The organism is Kineococcus lubricus (assembly GCF_050871965.1).
Taxonomy (GTDB): domain Bacteria; phylum Actinomycetota; class Actinomycetes; order Actinomycetales; family Kineococcaceae; genus Kineococcus.
Genome location: NZ_JBJLSK010000017.1, coordinates 43,899 through 59,880 on the forward strand (window position 1 = coordinate 43,899; position 15,982 = coordinate 59,880).

14 protein-coding genes are annotated in these 15,982 nt (G+C 75.3%); 4 read left to right on the forward strand and 10 right to left on the reverse strand.

The annotated features are described in order from the left end of the window. Nucleotides 1–57: 57 nt before the first annotated feature. Nucleotides 58–858 carry a putative protein N(5)-glutamine methyltransferase gene (locus tag ACRYRX_RS14335; RefSeq protein ID WP_432512786.1) on the forward strand — a complete coding sequence of 267 codons (801 nt, stop codon included), beginning with the start codon at nucleotides 58–60 and terminating at the stop codon, nucleotides 856–858. Here the strand turns inward: ACRYRX_RS14335 and dnaB are convergent. Further along, entirely contained in the window at nucleotides 828–2,135 is a 1,308-nt protein-coding gene (dnaB, locus tag ACRYRX_RS14340; RefSeq protein WP_432512903.1) for a replicative DNA helicase, read from the reverse strand. The genes ACRYRX_RS14335 and dnaB overlap by 31 nt on opposite strands. Before the next feature lie 465 nt (nucleotides 2,136–2,600). On the opposite strand from dnaB, the gene ACRYRX_RS14345 reads away from it, so the two are divergent. Together ACRYRX_RS14345 and ACRYRX_RS14350 are read left to right on the forward strand one after the other, a co-directional pair. Continuing rightward, nucleotides 2,601–3,968, forward strand: coding sequence for an MATE family efflux transporter (locus ACRYRX_RS14345; RefSeq protein ID WP_432512905.1), 1,368 nt, complete (start codon nucleotides 2,601–2,603; stop codon nucleotides 3,966–3,968). A gap of 133 nt (nucleotides 3,969–4,101) precedes the next feature. Beyond that, a complete protein-coding gene (locus tag ACRYRX_RS14350) occupies nucleotides 4,102–5,226 on the forward strand; it encodes a serine hydrolase domain-containing protein (RefSeq protein ID WP_432512787.1) in 1,125 nt (374 codons plus the stop codon). A 2-nt stretch (nucleotides 5,227–5,228) separates the two neighbouring features. Here the strand turns inward: ACRYRX_RS14350 and ACRYRX_RS14355 are convergent, their stop codons facing one another. The 7 genes from ACRYRX_RS14355 to ACRYRX_RS14385 form a co-directional block, all read right to left on the reverse strand. Next, entirely contained in the window at nucleotides 5,229–6,176 is a 948-nt protein-coding gene (locus ACRYRX_RS14355) for an ABC transporter substrate-binding protein (protein WP_432512789.1), read from the reverse strand. A 124-nt stretch (nucleotides 6,177–6,300) separates the two neighbouring features. After that, nucleotides 6,301–6,753 carry a 50S ribosomal protein L9 gene (rplI, locus tag ACRYRX_RS14360; protein WP_432512791.1) on the reverse strand — a complete coding sequence of 151 codons (453 nt, stop codon included), beginning with the start codon at nucleotides 6,751–6,753 and terminating at the stop codon, nucleotides 6,301–6,303. Between the two features lie 14 nt (nucleotides 6,754–6,767). Next, nucleotides 6,768–7,004: a 30S ribosomal protein S18 gene (gene rpsR, locus ACRYRX_RS14365; RefSeq protein ID WP_012085900.1), complete on the reverse strand. Its 237-nt coding sequence runs from the start codon at nucleotides 7,002–7,004 to the stop codon at nucleotides 6,768–6,770. Between the two features lie 63 nt (nucleotides 7,005–7,067). Further along, entirely contained in the window at nucleotides 7,068–7,649 is a 582-nt protein-coding gene (locus tag ACRYRX_RS14370; protein ID WP_432512792.1) for a single-stranded DNA-binding protein, read from the reverse strand. Beyond that, a complete protein-coding gene (gene rpsF / locus ACRYRX_RS14375; protein ID WP_106215020.1) occupies nucleotides 7,649–7,945 on the reverse strand; it encodes a 30S ribosomal protein S6 in 297 nt (98 codons plus the stop codon). Before rpsF ends, ACRYRX_RS14370 begins: the two co-directional genes overlap by 1 nt. Before the next feature lie 228 nt (nucleotides 7,946–8,173). Beyond that, nucleotides 8,174–9,595, reverse strand: a complete 1,422-nt coding sequence (locus tag ACRYRX_RS14380; RefSeq protein ID WP_432512794.1) for a glycosyltransferase family 87 protein — start codon at nucleotides 9,593–9,595, stop codon at nucleotides 8,174–8,176. Between the two features lie 14 nt (nucleotides 9,596–9,609). Beyond that, complete coding sequence (locus tag ACRYRX_RS14385; RefSeq protein WP_432512796.1) at nucleotides 9,610–11,919, reverse strand: transglycosylase domain-containing protein; 2,310 nt, start codon at nucleotides 11,917–11,919, stop codon at nucleotides 9,610–9,612. 204 nt (nucleotides 11,920–12,123) lie between these two features. On the opposite strand from ACRYRX_RS14385, the gene ACRYRX_RS14390 reads away from it, so the two are divergent. Beyond that, nucleotides 12,124–13,431 carry an MFS transporter gene (locus ACRYRX_RS14390; protein WP_432512798.1) on the forward strand — a complete coding sequence of 436 codons (1,308 nt, stop codon included), beginning with the start codon at nucleotides 12,124–12,126 and terminating at the stop codon, nucleotides 13,429–13,431. 12 nt (nucleotides 13,432–13,443) lie between these two features. Here the strand turns inward: ACRYRX_RS14390 and ACRYRX_RS14395 are convergent, their stop codons facing one another. Further along, nucleotides 13,444–15,168, reverse strand: a complete 1,725-nt coding sequence (locus ACRYRX_RS14395; protein ID WP_432512799.1) for a serine/threonine-protein kinase — start codon at nucleotides 15,166–15,168, stop codon at nucleotides 13,444–13,446. A gap of 149 nt (nucleotides 15,169–15,317) precedes the next feature. Beyond that, nucleotides 15,318–15,980, reverse strand: a complete 663-nt coding sequence (locus ACRYRX_RS14400) for a GNAT family N-acetyltransferase (protein WP_432512801.1) — start codon at nucleotides 15,978–15,980, stop codon at nucleotides 15,318–15,320. Between the last annotated feature and the right edge of the window lie 2 nt (nucleotides 15,981–15,982).

The window sequence follows — 15,982 nt, forward strand, 5'->3', positions numbered from 1 at the left end:
GATGTTCCGGGCCCGGGACCCGGCGTGGACCGGACGGGGGCTGCCACACTCCCCCGCGTGGATCTGGTCGACCGGCTGCGGGCCGCGGGCTGCGTCTTCGCCGAGCGGGAGGCCGAGCTGCTGCGCGCCTCCCCCGGCGACCTGGAGGAGCTGGTGGCCCGCCGGGTCGCCGGCGAGCGCCTCGAGGACGTCCTGGGCTGGGCGGGGTTCTGCGGGCGGCGCTACGCCGTCACCGCCGGGGTGTTCGTCCCCCGGCACCGCAGCGAGGCCCTCGTCGACCTCGCCGCCGCGCACGCCCGGCCCGGCGACGTGGCCCTGGACCTGTGCTGCGGGACCGGGGCGCTGATCGGCGCGCTGACCGGGCGGGTGCCGGGGCTGGCCGTGCACGCCACCGACCTGAACCCCGCCGCGGTGGCCTGCGCCCGGCGGAACCTGCCCGGCGCCCACGTCCACGAGGGCGACCTGTTCGCCGCCCTGCCCCCGCAGCTGCGCGGGCGCTTCGACGTGGTGATCGCGAACGTCCCGTACGTCCCGAGCGCGCAGATCGCGCACCTGCCGGCGGAGATGCGCGAGCACGAGGACCGCTCGACCCTCGACGGCGGCGCCGACGGGCTGGACGTGCTGCGCCGCGTCCTGGCCGAGGTCGGGGCCTGGCTGTCCCCGCGGGGGCGGGTGTTCGTCGAGCTCGACGAGGACCAGACCGGGCCCGCCGTCGAGTTCGCCACCCGCTGCGGGCTGCGCGCGCAGGTGGAGACCACCACCGTCGGCGACCCCGGCGACCCGGGCGACTGGGGCACCGAGACCGGGCACGTACTGGTGGTGGGACCTCAGGTCGCCATGTCCACGAACCGCGAGTAGTGCCCCTGGAACGCGACGGTGATGGTGTCGGTGGGGCCGTTGCGGTGCTTGGCGACGATGAAGTCGGCCTCCCCGGCGCGCGGGGACTCCTTCTCGTACATGTCCTCGCGGTGCAGCAGGATCACCATGTCGGCGTCCTGCTCGATGGAGCCCGATTCGCGCAGGTCCGAGACCATGGGCCGCTTGTCGGTGCGCTGCTCGGGACCGCGGTTCAGCTGCGACAGCGCGATGACGGGGACCTCGATCTCCTTGGCGAGCAGCTTCAGCGCCCGGGAGAACTCCGAGACCTCCTGCTGGCGGCTCTCGACGCGCTTGCCGGACGTCATGAGCTGGAGGTAGTCGACGATGACGAGCTTGAGGTCGGCGCGCTGCTTCAGGCGCCGGCACTTGGAGCGGATCTCCATCAGCGACATGTTCGGGGAGTCGTCGATGTAGAGCGGCGCCTCGTTGATGGACCCCATGGTCCGCGCGAACCGGGTCCAGTCGGCGTCGTCCATGGTGCCCTTGCGCATCTTCTGCAGCGGCACGCGCGCCTCGGCGGACAGCAGGCGCATGGCGATCTCGTTGCGGCCCATCTCCAGGGAGAAGATGACCGACGCGAGGCCGTGCTTGATGGAGGCGGCGCGCGCGATGTCTAGTCCCAGAGTACTTTTGCCCACGGCCGGCCTCGCCGCGATGACGATCATCTGCCCGGGGTGCAGGCCGTTGGTGAGGCTGTCGAGGTCGGCGAAGCCGGTGGGGACGCCGACCATGCCCTCGCCGCGGTGGGAGCTGGCCTCGATCTCGTCGATGGTGCCCTCGATGACGTCACCGAGGACGGCGTAGTCCTCCTTGGTGCGCTTCTCGGTGACGGCGTACATCTCGGCCTGGGCGCTGTTGACGACGGCCTCGACGTCCATGCCGTCGGCGCCGTAGCCCATCTGCACGATGCGGGTGCCGGCCTCGACGAGGCGGCGCAGGACGGCGCGCTCACCGACGATGCGGGCGTAGAAGGCGGCGTTGGCGGCGGTGGGGACGGTGGAGATGAGGTCGTGCAGGTACGGGGTGCCGCCGACGCGGCTCAGCTCGCCCTTGTTGGTGAGCTCGGCCGAGACGGTGACGGGGTCGGCGGGTTCGCCGCGGGAGTACAGGTCGAGGATCGCGTCGTAGATGAGCTCGTGGGCCGGGCGGTAGAAGTCCTGGCTCTTGATGACCTCGACGACGTCGGCGATGGCGTCCTTGGACAGCATCATGCCGCCGAGGACGCCCTGCTCGGCGGCGATGTCCTGCGGCGGCATCCGGTCGAAGGACGGGGACTCGTTCCGGTCGCCGCCGCGGCCGCGCTTGCCGCCGCGACCGCCACCCCCGCCCCCTGAGAAGCGTTCGCCGTCGTCGGGGGGTCCGAAGTCGGCCGGGGGCTCGTCGTAGGTGGTCACTGGTGAACTGCCCCTCTTCCCCCCGGAGTCGCCCCCGTGACGATCCCTCGACCCAGGTCTAGAGGACGGCTCCGACACGTCCTGCGGGCACACTGCCCGCCGACCGCGGGGCAGGTCAAACCGCCCTGTGCACAGGGCGGTGGACAGCCTGTGGACGAGGTGGGGACCGTTGTGCACAGGGGGTGGACAAGGCTGGGGACAACCTGGTGGATCGGGGCGCCCGGCCACCCCGCGGGCCCAGGCCCGAGGCGTTGACCTGCGACGATGCTCATCCACGGGTTGTCCACCGCGTGTGGAGACGAAAAGACCCGTTCGGACGAGAGGAACCTGGTCCTGTTGCGGTTTGGTAACGCTCTGTCGAGTGCACTCAAGGTCACCCCGCGTGATGCCGAGATCCTCCGGTTGGCCGTCCCGGCGCTGGGCGCCCTGGTCGCCGAACCGCTGTTCCTCCTGGCCGACTCCGCCATCGTCGGCCGCCTCGGCACCCTCCCCCTGGCCGGTCTGGGGATCGCCGGGGCCGTCCTCACGACCGCCGTCAGCGTGTTCGTCTTCCTCGCCTACGGCACCACCGCCGCCGTCGCCCGCCGCGTCGGCGCCGGCGACGTGCGGGGCGCGCTGAGCCAGGGCGTCGACGGGATGTGGCTGGCCCTGGGCCTGGGGGTCCTCGTGGCCGCCGGGACGTGGGCCGCCTCCGGGCCGCTCGTGGACCTGCTCGGGGTCAGCGACGCCGCCCGCCCGCACGCGCTGACGTACCTGCGCTGGAGCCTGCCCGGGCTGCCCGGGATGCTCGTCGTGCTGGCCGCCACGGGCGTCCTGCGCGGCCTGCAGGACACCCGGACCCCGCTGGTCGTGGCCGGCGGGGGCGCCGTCCTGAACGCGGTGCTGAACGTCGTCCTCGTGCACGGCGTCGGGTGGGGCATCGCCGGGTCGGCCGTCGGGACGGCCGCCACGCAGCTGCTCATGGCGCTCGTCCTGGCCGTCGTCGTCGCGCGCGGGGTGCTGCGGACCGGCGCCCGCGTCCGCCCGCACCCGCTGGGGGTCCTGCGCAACGCCCTCGACGGCGTCCCGCTGCTCGTGCGGACCGTCACCCTGCGCGTCGCGGCGCTGCTCACGACGTACGTCGCCGCCGCCCAGGGCGACGCGGGCATCGCCGCGCACCAGGTCGCGAACACCGTCTGGACGACGACCGCGCTGGCGCTGGACGCCCTCGCCATCGCCGCGCAGGCCCTCGTCGGGCGGTCCCTGGGCGCCGGGGACGTCGGCGGGGTGCGCGCCACCGTCCGCCGCATGGCGCAGTGGGGCGTGGGGATCGGCGTCGTGCTCGGGCTGCTCATCGGGTTCGGCAGCCCGCTGATCGCGGGGTTCTTCGCCCCCGGGGCCGAGGTCCGCGCCTCCCTCACCGCGGCGCTGGTGGTGCTGGCGGTCTGCCTGCCGGCCGCGGGCTGGGTGTTCGTCCTCGACGGCGTCCTCATCGGCGCCGGTGACGGGCGCTACCTGGCTCGGGCCGGGGTCGTGACGCTGCTGTGCTACGTCCCGGCCGCCCTGGCGGTGCTGTGGTTCGTGCCGGCCGGGATCGCGGGGCTGGTGTGGCTGTGGATCGCCTTCGCCGGGGCGTACACCCTGGCGCGGCTGGTCACGCTGGTCCGCCGCGAGCGCGACGACGCCTGGGTGGTCACCGGCGCCACCCGGCGCTGAGGGCCGCGTCGGGGGGTGGGGAGAACCCCACCCCGTCCCGGCGGGGTCGCTCCCTCGTGGGCGCGGGCCGGCTGCGGGAGGGTCGGGGCACACCGCAGGAACACACCGCGGGAACCCCTGGAGGAGAAACGCCGTGACCACCTCGACCCCCACCCGCCGCACCGCGCTGGCCGGCCTCGCCGGGCTGGCCGCCGCCGCCGGGACCCTCACCGGCGGTCTCGCGAGCGCCGCCGCCGCCCAGCCCCGCGACGAGGTCTCCGCCGCGCTCGACGCGCTGGTCGCCCGGGGTTTCCCGGGCGCGCTGGCCTCGTTGCGCGACGCCGACGGCACCGTCCGGAACTACGTCGCCGGCGAGCGCGTCCCCGTGGACGGGGAGGTGCGGATCGGCAGCAACACCAAGACGTTCACGGCCGTCGCGCTGCTGCAGCTCGTCGGTGAGGGCAGGCTCGACCTCGACGCCGCGGTCGAGGAGCACCTGCCGAACCTGTTGCGCGGTGAGGGGATCGACGGGCGGGGGATCTCGGTGCGGCAGGTCCTGCAGCACACCAGCGGGCTGCCGAACTACACGGCGCAGTGGGCCACCGACCCCGCCGAGTTCCGCTACCGCTACGCCGACCCGCGCGACCTGCTCGACACGGCCCTGGCGATGCCGGCGGAGTTCGCACCGGGTGAGAGGTGGTCCTACTCGAACACGAACTACACCGTCGCGGGGCTGCTGCTGCAGGCGGTCACCGGCCGCCCGTGGTCGGAGCAGGTCCACCGCCGGGTCGTGGAGCCGCTCGGGTTGCAGCACACGTACGTCCCCGCGGTCGGGGAACTCGGGTACCGCGGTGAGCACCCCGAGGGGTACCTGGTCGACGCCGACGGGAACCGGACGGAGTTCACCGAGTTCGACCCGTCCACGGCGTGGGCGGCCGGCGCGGTGATCGCCTCCCCCAGCGACCTCAACCGGTTCACGGTGGCCCTGCTGCGCGGTGGCCTGCTGGACGCCGCGCTGCTGCGCGAGATGCGCACCACGGTGCCGGCCGACGACGTCCCCGGCGCCGGGTACGGCCTGGGGCTCATGAGCTTCCCGCTGCCCGGCGGCGGGCAGGGCTGGGGGCACGGCGGTGACATCTTCGGGTGCGAGACCCGGGGGTGGGCCACCGACGACGGTCGGGCGGTGACCGTGGCGGTCACCTCCCTGCCCGTCGACCAGGCCGGTGCGGACGCCGTCATGGAGGCCGTCGCGACGATCTTCGCCCGCACCCGCCCCTGACGTCAGGGCAGGTCGCCGAGCCCTTCGAGCCGGGTGACGACGCGGTCCAGCGCCCACCGCGTCGACAGGACGGAGCTGAGGGAGTAGGCCGCGGCGAGGTCCTTCTCGAACACGAGCAGGCGGCCGGCCGCGGCGGCGGGCACCGAGGTCAGGACGGGGTCGGCCAGGACCTCCTGCGCGGGGACGCCGATGGGGAACACGACCACGACGTCGGCGTCGACCACCTCGAGCTGCTCGGCGGAGATCGGGACGCTGAAACCGGTCTCGCCCACCGGGAGGGCGGCGACGGCCGGGTTCTGCACGAACCCGAGCCGCTCGGCGAACGCCACCCGCTCGCTGCCGGCGACGTAGGCGCCCCAGCCCCGGGTGGTGCGGGAGGCGGCGGTGAACGTCGCGCCCTCCCACTGCGGGTGGGCGGCGGCCGCGGCGGTGAAGGCGTCGTCGATCCCGGCGAGCAGCCGCTCCCCCTCCTCGGTCCTGCCGAGCGCCTCGGCGATGGTCGTCACCTGGTCGCGCTGGGAGGTGAGGTAGTTCTCCGACCCGGCCGGGACGCCGATCGTGGTCGCGATGCCCGACAGCGTGTCGTACCGCTGGCGGTCCCCGGAGCTCTTCACGTCGAGGATGAGGTCGGGTTCGAGCGCGGCGATCGCCTCGTAGGACGGTTCGAGGGTCCCGATGATCTGCGGCGGCGTGTCGTAGAGCCCGGCGGCCCACGGGCCGACGCCCTCACCGCCGAACGCCAGCCAGTCCGAGGCCCCGACGGGCTGGACCCCGAGGGCGAGGGCGGTCTCGGCGTCGCCCCAGCCCAGCGCGACCACGCGCTGCGGCGTGGTGGTCGGGTCGGCGGTCGCCGTCGCCCCGCTCTCCGGTTCGGTGCCGCTGCCGCAGGCCGAGGTGAGGGCGAGGGTGCCGACGGCGCCCAGGACCAGGTGACGACGGGTGAGCAGCACGGTGGGCCTTCCGCTGACGACGAGGACAGGTCAGCCTAACCTGCACTGGTCGGGGGGTGGAACGCCGGAGGCCGGCCGCACCCGTGGGTGCGACCGGCCTCCGGTTCGTGCGGCAGGACCCGCCTCAGGCGGTGGCCTCGACGACGTCGATGGTCACCGTCGCGGACACGTCCGCGTGCAGGCGGACGAGGGCCTTGTGGGTCCCCGTCGTCTTGATCGGCTGCGGGAGCTCGACCTTGCGCTTGTCGATCGACGGGCCACCGGCGGCCGAGACCGCCTGGGCGACGTCGGCCGGGGTGACGGCACCGAACAGGCGGCCACCGCGGCCCGCGCGGGCGGCGAAGGCCACCGTGCGGGACTCCAGCGACTGCTTGACGGCCTTGGCGTCGTCGATCGAGGCGATCTCGCGGGCCTTGCGGGCCTTGCGGATGGTCTCGATCTGCTTCTCGCCGCCCTTGGACCACGGGGTGGCCAGGTTGCGCGGGAGGAGGAAGTTGCGGCCGTAGCCGTCCTTGACCTCGACGACGTCGCCGGGGGCTCCGAGGCCGGTGACCTCGTGGGTGAGGATGAGCTTCATCTCGCGACCCCTTCTCAGCGCGCGGAGCTGCTGTAGGGCAGCAGCGCCATCTCGCGAGCGTTCTTGATCGCCTTGGCGATCTGACGCTGCTCCTGGACGGACACGCCCGTCACCCGACGCGCGCGGATCTTGCCGCGGTCGGAGATGAACTTGCGCAGGAGCGCCGTGTCCTTGTAGTCGACCGCCTCGATCTTGGCGGCCTTCAGCGGGTTCTGCTTCTTCTTGGGCTTGCGCACGGGCACCTTGGCCATCGTGGTGCTCCCCTCTCGTGAGAGCCCAGGCTTCGCGACCTGGGATGGAATGGTGTGGTTCGACTAGAAGGGCGGGTCGTCGTTCGACGCGCCACCCCAGCCGCCGGAGGAACCTCCGGCGGACGGGCCGGTGGCCCAGGGGTCGTCCTGCTGCTGCGGGGCGCCGCCGCCGGAGCCGCCGCCCCAGCCGCCGCCACCGCCGGCGTTCCCGCCGCCGTTGCCGCCGCCGGAGAACCCGCCGCCACCGCCGCCGAAGCCGCCGCCCCCACCGCCGCCGCCGCGGGAGGTCTTGTTGACCTTCGCGGTGGCGTAGCGCAGCGACGGGCCGACCTCGTCGACCTGCATCTCGATGACGGTGCGCTTCTCGCCTTCCTTCGTGTCGAAGGTGCGCGACTGCAGGCGCCCGGTCACGACGACCCGGGTGCCGCGCGTGAGGGACTCGGCGACGTTCTCCGCCGCCTCGCGCCAGATCGCGCAGCGCATGAACAGCGTCTCGCCGTCCTTCCACTCGTTCGACTGGCGGTCGAACGTGCGGGGGGTCGAGGCGACCGTGAAGTTGGCCACCGCCGCCCCGGACGGGGTGAAGCGCAGCTCGGGGTCGTTCGTGAGGTTCCCGATCAGCGTGATGACGGTCTCACCCGCCATCAGGCAGCCTCGGCTCGCAGCAGCTTGGTCCGCAGAACGCTCTCGTTGAGGTTCAGCTGACGGTCGAGCTCCTGCGCCACGGCCGGCTCGGTGGTGAGCTCGACGACGGCGTAGATGCCCTCGGACTTCTTCTTGATGTCGTAGGAGAGCCGGCGGCGGCCCCAGATGTCGACCTTGCCGACCTCGCCACCACCCTGGCGAACCACGTTGAGGAAGCGCTCGAGGGACGGGGCGACCGTCCGCTCTTCCAGCTCCGCGTCGAGGATCACCATGAGCTCGTACTGACGCGCGCTCATTCCCCACCTCCTTCGGTCTCAGGCGGCCACGGTCTCTCCGTGGCAGGAGGGTCTCGGTGCGTGTCTCCCCCGCTCGCGCACGTGGCCGGGCCACGGGACGGTCGGGGAACCACACGAGTCTACCGGCCCTTCGACGTCCACTGTGCCGGTCGGGTCCGACACGGCCGGTCCGCCGTCCACAGCGGGCGCCCCCGCACCCCCTGGGGGGACCGGGACGTCAGCGGGGCGTCAGGCCACCCGCACGACCAGGGCGTCCGGGGCCCGGTCGAAGTCGCCGCCGGAGGGGTCGTCCAGGCCGCGGGTCGCCCGGACCGGGTCGTCGGCCGGGTGCCGGACGTCGCGCACCACCTGCACCACCAGCCAGGCCACCGCGGCCAGCCGGGCGAGCAGGACGAGGGCGTACAGCTCCGGCGGCAGCGCCCGGTCGGTGTTCGCCTGCCCCGCGATGTACGCCCACACGGCGCCGAAGTAGGCGGCCTCGGCCGCCCACCAGATCAAGTGGTCGCGCCAGCGGGGCACGGCCAGCACCGCCAGCGGCAGCAGCCACAGCGAGGCCTGCGGCGGGAAGGCCGCACCCAGCACGCAGCAGCCCGCGACCAGCAGGAACGCGACCTGCACCAGCCGGGGCCGGCGCGGGGCCCACAGCACGAACACCGCCACCAGCAGGGTCCACACCACCCACGCCCCCAGGGTCAGGACGACGACGGCGCCCCCCGGCAGCCCGGTGGCGCCGCTCGCGCCGACGGCCTGCTGCACCAGCTGCGGCAGCACCCACAGCGACCCGTACCCGGCCCGCTGGGCGAAGAACGCCCCCGCGAACCCGGCCCAGGCGTCGGCGTCGGCCAGCGCGAACGGCACGTTCAGCGCGGCCCAGGCGCCCGCCGCGACCGCGACCGTCACCCCCGCGGCCCGGCGCCGGCCCGAGCGCACCGCCAGCAGCACGATCGCGACGAGGAGCAGCACCGGGTAGGTGCGGGCCGCGACCGCGACCCCGAGCAGCACCCCCGCGGCGACGGGCCGGCGGCGGGCCCAGCAGGCCAGCCCCGCCGTCGCCAGCGCCACCGCGACCAGGTCGAACGACAGCAGGCCGGTCAGCACCAGGACGGGGCTGACGGCCAGCAGCACGGTGTCCCAGCCGCGGCGGCGGCCCGTCATCGACCAGACGGCCACCACGACGGTCAGCGCGGCCAGCAGCAGCAGCACCGACGCGACGTCGAAGTAGGCGCGCTGGGCGGCGACCGTCACCTCGTGCGGCACCAGCCGCGCGACCAGCCAGGCCAGGGCGGCGGTGACGGGCGGCTGGTCCAGGGAGACGCCGTCGGCGTACGGGCCGAGCCCGGAGGCCAGCCCCGAGGACGTGTAGACGACCGGCAGGTCGGAGTAGCAGGCGTGCACGAACTGGTCGGGGCTGTTCCAGCCCTGCGCCCGGCAGTGGTGCTTGGTCACCGCCCCGAGGGCGACCGCGACCGCGGCCAGCAGCACCGAGACGGGCAGCGCGCGCACCCACCAGGGACCGTCCCCGCCCAGCCGCCGGCCCGCGGGACCGCCGAGGACCTCGCTGCCGGCGCGGGCGAGGGGGTCGACCCTCGTCGGCGCCACGGACGGTGCGGGGACCGGCACGTCCGCGGGTCCGGGGGTCTGCGCGCTCACCCCGTCAGCTTCCCCTACCCGGTGGCCGCCGCGCTCGCCGCCGCCCCGGCGGCCCCCTCGTCGGACTCGGCGTCCTGCCGCTCGGGCTCGCCCCCGGCGGCACCGCCCGCGGACCCGCGGGTGGAGGTGGCCGTCGACCCCGCCGAGGAGCCCCCCGTCGAGCCCCCCGCCGAGCCCCCCGTCGAGCCCCCCGTCGCGGAGGAGGTGGCCGAGCCGGTGGGGGTGCCGGTCGGGGTGCCCGTCGGGGAGTCCGACGGGGTGCCGGTGGGCGAGTCCGTGGGGGTGTCCGTCGCCGTCGCGGTGGCCGTCGAGGTCGACGTGGACGTGGGGGACGACGACGAGCTGGACGACGAGGTGGACGTCGAGGACGAGCCGCGCGAGACGCCGACGTTCGCGCGGTCGGGGAAGTCCGACTTCGGCGTGCCGTCCAGGGCGGCGCGCATGAACGCCGTCCAGATCCGGACCGGGTACGAACCGCCGGTGACCTCCCGGCCGCCGAGGTCCAGGGAGACGTTCTTCGTGCCGTCCGGGCTGGTCTGGAACAGCGCCACCGACGCGGCCAGGTCGGGGGTGAACCCCGCGAACCAGGCGGCCAGGTTGTCGTTCGTGGTGCCCGTCTTGCCGGCCGCGGGCCGGTTCAGCCGCTTGGCGTACGACCCGGTCCCGGAGTTCACGACCTGCTCCAGCGCGTACGTGGTGTCGGCCGCCACGTCGCTGTCGAACGCCTGCGTCGTGGTGGGCGAGGCGGTGTACGTCCGGGTGCCGGTGGCGTCGTCGATGCTGGCGATGGTGTGCCACTGGGTGCGCTTGCCCTGCGCGGCGAACGTCGCGTACGCCTGGGTCACGTCGATCGGGTGCGGCGCGGAGGTCCCCAGGACGTTCGAGATGTACTGGTCACCGGAGATGCCGGGGGTGTCCTCCGGGTAGCCGGCGGCGACGGCCGCGTCGCGGGTCGCGGCGGGGGTGACCCGGTCGTTGAGCTGGGCGTAGACGGTGTTCACCGAGTGCTCGGTCGCGGTGACGAGGTCGATGCGGCCGAAGCTCTCGTCGCCGAAGTTGCGGAACCGGTTGCCGTCGACCTCCTGGCCGTTGGCCCCGTTGAACGTCGTCCGCAGCGAAATCCCCTTCTCCAGACCCGCGACCAGCGCGAACGGCTTGAACGTCGACCCCGGCTGCGCCCGGGCCTGGGTGACGTCGTTGTACTGGGTGGCGAGGTAGTCCGCGCCGCCGTACATCGCCGTCACCCCGCCGGTCGCCGGGTCGATCGCGGACAGCGCGACGTGGAACCCCTGCGGCAGCTTCGAGGGCAGCTGGTCCTGCACGGCCTCCACCGCCGCGGCCTGGGCCTTCGGGTCGAACGTCGTGACGATCTTCAGGCCGCCGCGCTCGACGTCCTCCTCGGTCAGCCCGACGGTCCCCGTCAGCTCGTCCTCGACCGTCTTCAGCAGGTACCCGTTGGTCCCGCGCCACTGGTTGTCGTCGGTGGTGTTCTCGATCGTCTCGGGCAGCCCCGCGGCCGCCCGGTCCGCGGCCGACAGCCAGCCCTGGGAGACCATCCCGTCCAGGACGTAGTCGACGCGCTCGGCGGCGTTCGCGGCCTGCGTCTCGCCCTTGCGGGGGTCGTAGTTGCTGGGCCCCTTGAGCAGCGCCGCGAGCAGCGCGCCCTGGGAGACGTCCAGCTGGCCGGCGTCCACCCCGAAGTAGGCCTGCGCGGCGGCCTGGACGCCGTAGGCGCCGCGACCGAAGTAGACGGTGTTGAGGTAGTTGACGAGGGTCTCGTCCTTGGTCTGCTGCTGGTCGATCTTCAAGGAGATGAAGAACTCCTTGAACTTGCGCGTGTACGAGTGCTCGTCGGTCAGGTAGTAGTTCTTGACGTACTGCTGGGTGAGGGTCGACCCGCCCTGGCTGGTCCCGTCGGTCAGGTTCGTCCACAGCGCCCGCGCGATGCCGGTCGGCGAGACGCCGCGGTTCTCGTAGAAGCTGCGGTCCTCGGCGGCGAGGATCGCCTTCTGCACGTGGTCGGGGACCTGGTCGATGGTGACGTTCTCGCGGTTGCGGGCGGCGAACGTGCCCAGCTCGGTGGTGCCGTCGGCGTAGTAGACGGTGCTGACCTGGGCGTCGGCGAGCGCGTTCGGGTCCGGCACCTCCACCAGCGCGTAGGCCGCGGCGAACCCGCCGGCGGCCAGCACGAAGCCGGCCGCGACCAGGCCCAGCAGCCAGCCGAGGACGGCGCGGCGGCGCGGGCGGCGGCGGCGGACCGGGCGGACGGGGCCGCCCCCGCGGGGGGACGCACCACGTCGGGCCGGGGGTCGGTTCGGCGGCACGGGGGCGGGGCGTCGCGAAGCCACTGCGGTCTGGTCCTCCGGCATCGGGGAGTCGTCGGTGCTGCCGGTCCATCGGCAGACGCCGGTGCGTCCTGCGGCACCGGTCCTCGTCCAGTATGCGCAGCCGTCTGTGGACGGCCCGCCGTCCCCGGCGGCGCGGACGGGTCCGCACCACACCTCCACACGCTCGCTACGGTGTCGACCGTGGCGCGCGAACAGGTCGAACCGGAGCTGCGCCGGGGCGTCCTGCCCGAGCTGGGCGACCTGCTCCGCACCCGCCGGTACCTGCAGCTGATGGCCGTCCGGCTCACCGGGCAGGCCGCCGACGGCGCGTTCCAGGCCGGTCTGGCGTCGTTGTTCTTCTTCTCCCCCGAGCGGCAGGCGACCCCGGAGGCGGTCGCGTTCGCCTCGGCGGTACTGCTGCTGCCGTTCACCGTCGTGGGCCCGTGGGCGGGGGTGCTGCTGGACCGCCGGCCGCGGCGGTCGGTGCTGGGGTTCGGCAACCTGCTGCGGGCCGCGCTGGCGCTGGCGGGGGCGCTCGCCCTGGGCCTGGGCGCCTCCGACGCGGTCGTGGGGGTGCTGGCGCTGGCGGTGCTGTCGGTGAACCGCGCGCTGCTGGCGGGGCTGTCGGCGGCGCTGCCGCACGTCGTGGCCCCCGAGCGGTTCGTGCTGGCGAACTCGATCACGCCGACGTCGGGGACGGTGGCCGCCGGGGTGGGGGCGACGGCGACGGTCGCGGTGACGGCCTCGCTGGGCACCGGGTCCGGCGCCGGGGTCGGGGCGCTGGTGGTGTCCGCCCTGGCCTACGCCGCGGCCGGGGCCGTCGCGCTGACCTTCCCGCGGCGGCTGCTGGGACCGCCGCCGGGCGCGGGCGCCGCGCGGCGCGGCGTGCGGGAGGCGACCCGCGACGTGGCCGCCGGGGTGCGGCACCTGCGCGAGCGCGTCCCGGCCGCGGCGGCCCTGGGCCTGGTGGCCTGGCACCGCTGGTGCTTCGGGCTGACGACGGTCGCGATGGTCGTGCTGTGCCGGCAGGTGCTGGCCGACCCGGCGGACCCGGCGGCGGGCCTGGCGGCGCTGGGGGTGCTGCTGGCCGCGGTCGCGGCCGGGTCGGGGCTGGCGGCGGTGCTGGCCCCGTGGGGCGCGCGGCCCGGGCGCGTCCACCCGTGGATCACCGGGTGCCTGCTGGTCGCGGGCGCCGGTCAGCTGCTCGTGGGCGTCTCCACGTCGCAGCCGGTGCTGGCGGTCGCGGCCGGGCTGCTGGGGCTGGGGTTCCAGGGCGCGAAGATCGGCGTCGACACCGTGGTGCAGCGCAGCGTCGACGACGCCTACCGGGGGCGGGTGTTCACCGCCTACGACCTCGTGTTCAACGTGACGTACTGCCTGGCGTGCGCGGCCGCCGTCGTCCTCGTCCCGGACGACGGGCGGCTCGGGCCGGTGGCGGTGGTGCTGGCCGCGGGGTACGCGGTGTGCGCCCTGGCGCAGGGGCGGGGCCGGACGCGCTCGGCCGCCTGAGCCCCGGGTGGGTCAGGGACCGTCGGGGACGTCGACGACCGTGGGCGCCGACCGCGGGTCGTAGGGGTCGAGGGAACTGGTCGTCGGGGTGCTGCTCGGCGTGGGCTCCGCGGGGAGCGTGACCACGGGCGGCAGGACCACCGTGGGGACGGCGTCCGGGGTCGTCGGCGTGCCGCCCGGGGTGGTGGGCGTGACGTCCGGCGTCGTCGGGGTGACGTCCGGGGTCGTGGGGGTGACGTCCGGCGTCGTGGGGGTGCTCGGGCCGGTGACCGGCGGGGGCGCCGTCGCCGTCGGCGTCTCGACCGGGGCCGGGGGCACCGCGGGCGGGGCGCTCGGGGCGGGCGCCGCCGCGTCGACCGGGGCGGGGACGCTCGGGGCCGGGCCGGTCGGCTCACCGGCCGCCGGGCTCGTCGGGACGGCGCTCGGGCTGGTCGCGGTGGTCCGGCCGGCGCTCGCGGAGCGGCGCGGCGAGGGAGCCCGCCCGGCGGCGGTCGTCTCCTCGCCGGGCACCGTCGCGGTCGTCGCCGGCTGCGGGGCCGTCGTCGTCGGCACGGGCGTCGACTCCTGCGGCGGCTGCACGATGGCCACCGGGTTGGGGACGTCCTTGAGGCGGCCCTGCTGGACGGCGGCGATCGCGACGGCCGTGCCCGCGGTCGCCAGCAGCAGCGCCCCCACGACCACGACGACCGGCCGCTTCGGCAGGGACCGCGCGGCGCGGTGGGCGGCGACCGGGACGAGCTCCGTCGGGCCCTGGTGGTCCAGGCCGTCGTAGCCGTCGTACGGGTCCAGCGCCGGGCGCGGCTCGACGAAGGCGCGCAGCCCGTTCACCCACGCCGGCAGGCGGTCCGGGCGCTGGGCGGGGTCCGCGGACAGCGCCTGCAGCAGCAGGTCCGCGAGCCCGGGGTGGGGTGCGGTGAGGGCGGCGGCGGCGAGCTGGCGGCGCACCAGGGAGGGGTCGACGTCCCCGTCGGGGGAGGTCGCCGGCGGCATGCCGGTGAGCAGGAACACCGACGTGGCGCCGAAGCCGAAGACGTCGCTGGCGGCGGACGGCAGCGCACCGGCCCGGACCTCGGGGGCGGTGTAGACGCCCTGGGCGCGGCGGCCGCCGAGGCTGGCCCCGGCCAGCCGGACGCCGTCGGTGGGCCAGAAACCGCCCAGGCGCAGCGAACGGGGGGTGATGTCGCCGTGCACGAGCGGGGGCGCGTCCTCGGACCCGCGGTGCAGCTCGGCCAGGACGCTGGCGGCGGTGGCCAGGACGGTGAACCGCTCGTCGACGTCGGCGCCGGGGTCGTCGCGCAGCCAGTCGGCGACCGAGCGCCCGGCGGCCTGCTCCAGGACGGCGTAGTCCCACTCCGGCCCGGCGGCGGCCTGCCCGGGGCGGTGCGGCGCGGGCCCGCGGAAGGTGCCGACGACCCCGGCGAGGCGGGGGTGGCGCACGCGGGCCAGCCCGGCGGCGCGTTCGCGCCACGTCTGCCGGCGGGACGAGGCCTCGCCCTGCTCGTCGGCGTGCAGGACCTCGAGGTCGTCCACGGCGGCCGGGCGCAGGGCGGCGAGGGTGAACAGCGCCTCGCCGGTGGCGGCCCGGTGGTCCAGGACGTGCCACGCCTCGTCGGCGCCGTCGGCCTCGCCGAGCAGCTCGTAGCGATCCGGGTCGTCGGCCGGTCCGGCGTGGTGACGGACGAGGGACGGGACGTCGGATGAGGTGAGCCTGTCGTCCGGCCATCCCTCGGTGGTCACCTGCGGCACCTCCGCGCCTCGGCGGCGTCGACCGCCCCCGTCGGGGTGCCGCGCCGTGTTCGGACCCCCATGATGCCCCAACGGGCGCGGCGGTCCGACACGTTCGGGCGATTCGACACGCGAATCCTTGAAGTTCTGCTCCCGGCGCGCTATGCGAGCGCTCGCACGACCGAGCCGAGGCCGTCGAGCCGCACCTGCGGGCGCGCGGTCGCGGCCCAGTCGGCGGCGTCGAGGCGCAGCCGCTGCTGGACGGCGGCGCGGCCGGCGCGGCCGGCGCGGACCGTGCGCTGCCGCCCGTCGTCGCGGTACCCCAGCCGGCGCGAGACCCCCAGCGAGCGGGGGTTGTCCAGGTACGCCTCGCTGCGCGCGCTCGCCGCGCCGAGCCCGGCGAAGGCCAGGTGCAGCACGGCGGCGCGCATCAGCGTCCCCGTCCCGCGGCCCTGGTGCTCCAGCCCCAGCCAGGACCCGGTGACGACCTCGCGCAGCACCCCGAAGCCGGTGGCCTCCAGCGACTGGGTGCCCACGACGACGCCGGCGCGGCGGACGACGGGGTCGAGCCGCCAGTCCCGCGGGGTCCACCCGGCCCAGCCGGCCAGGTGCCAGCGCAGGGTGCGGCGGGCGCGCTCGGCGGGGTCGCAGTCGGTCCACGGGTGCGCGAACGGCTGCTCGCCGTCGGCGTGGACGCCGCGGGCGGCGACCGCGGCGAGGGCGAGGACGCCGTCGAGGTCCCCGGTGCGCAGCTCGACGTCGCCGTCGGGGTGGGGCGCCAGGACGCGCAGCGCGGCGAACGGGTGCAGGTCGGCGGGCAGCACCC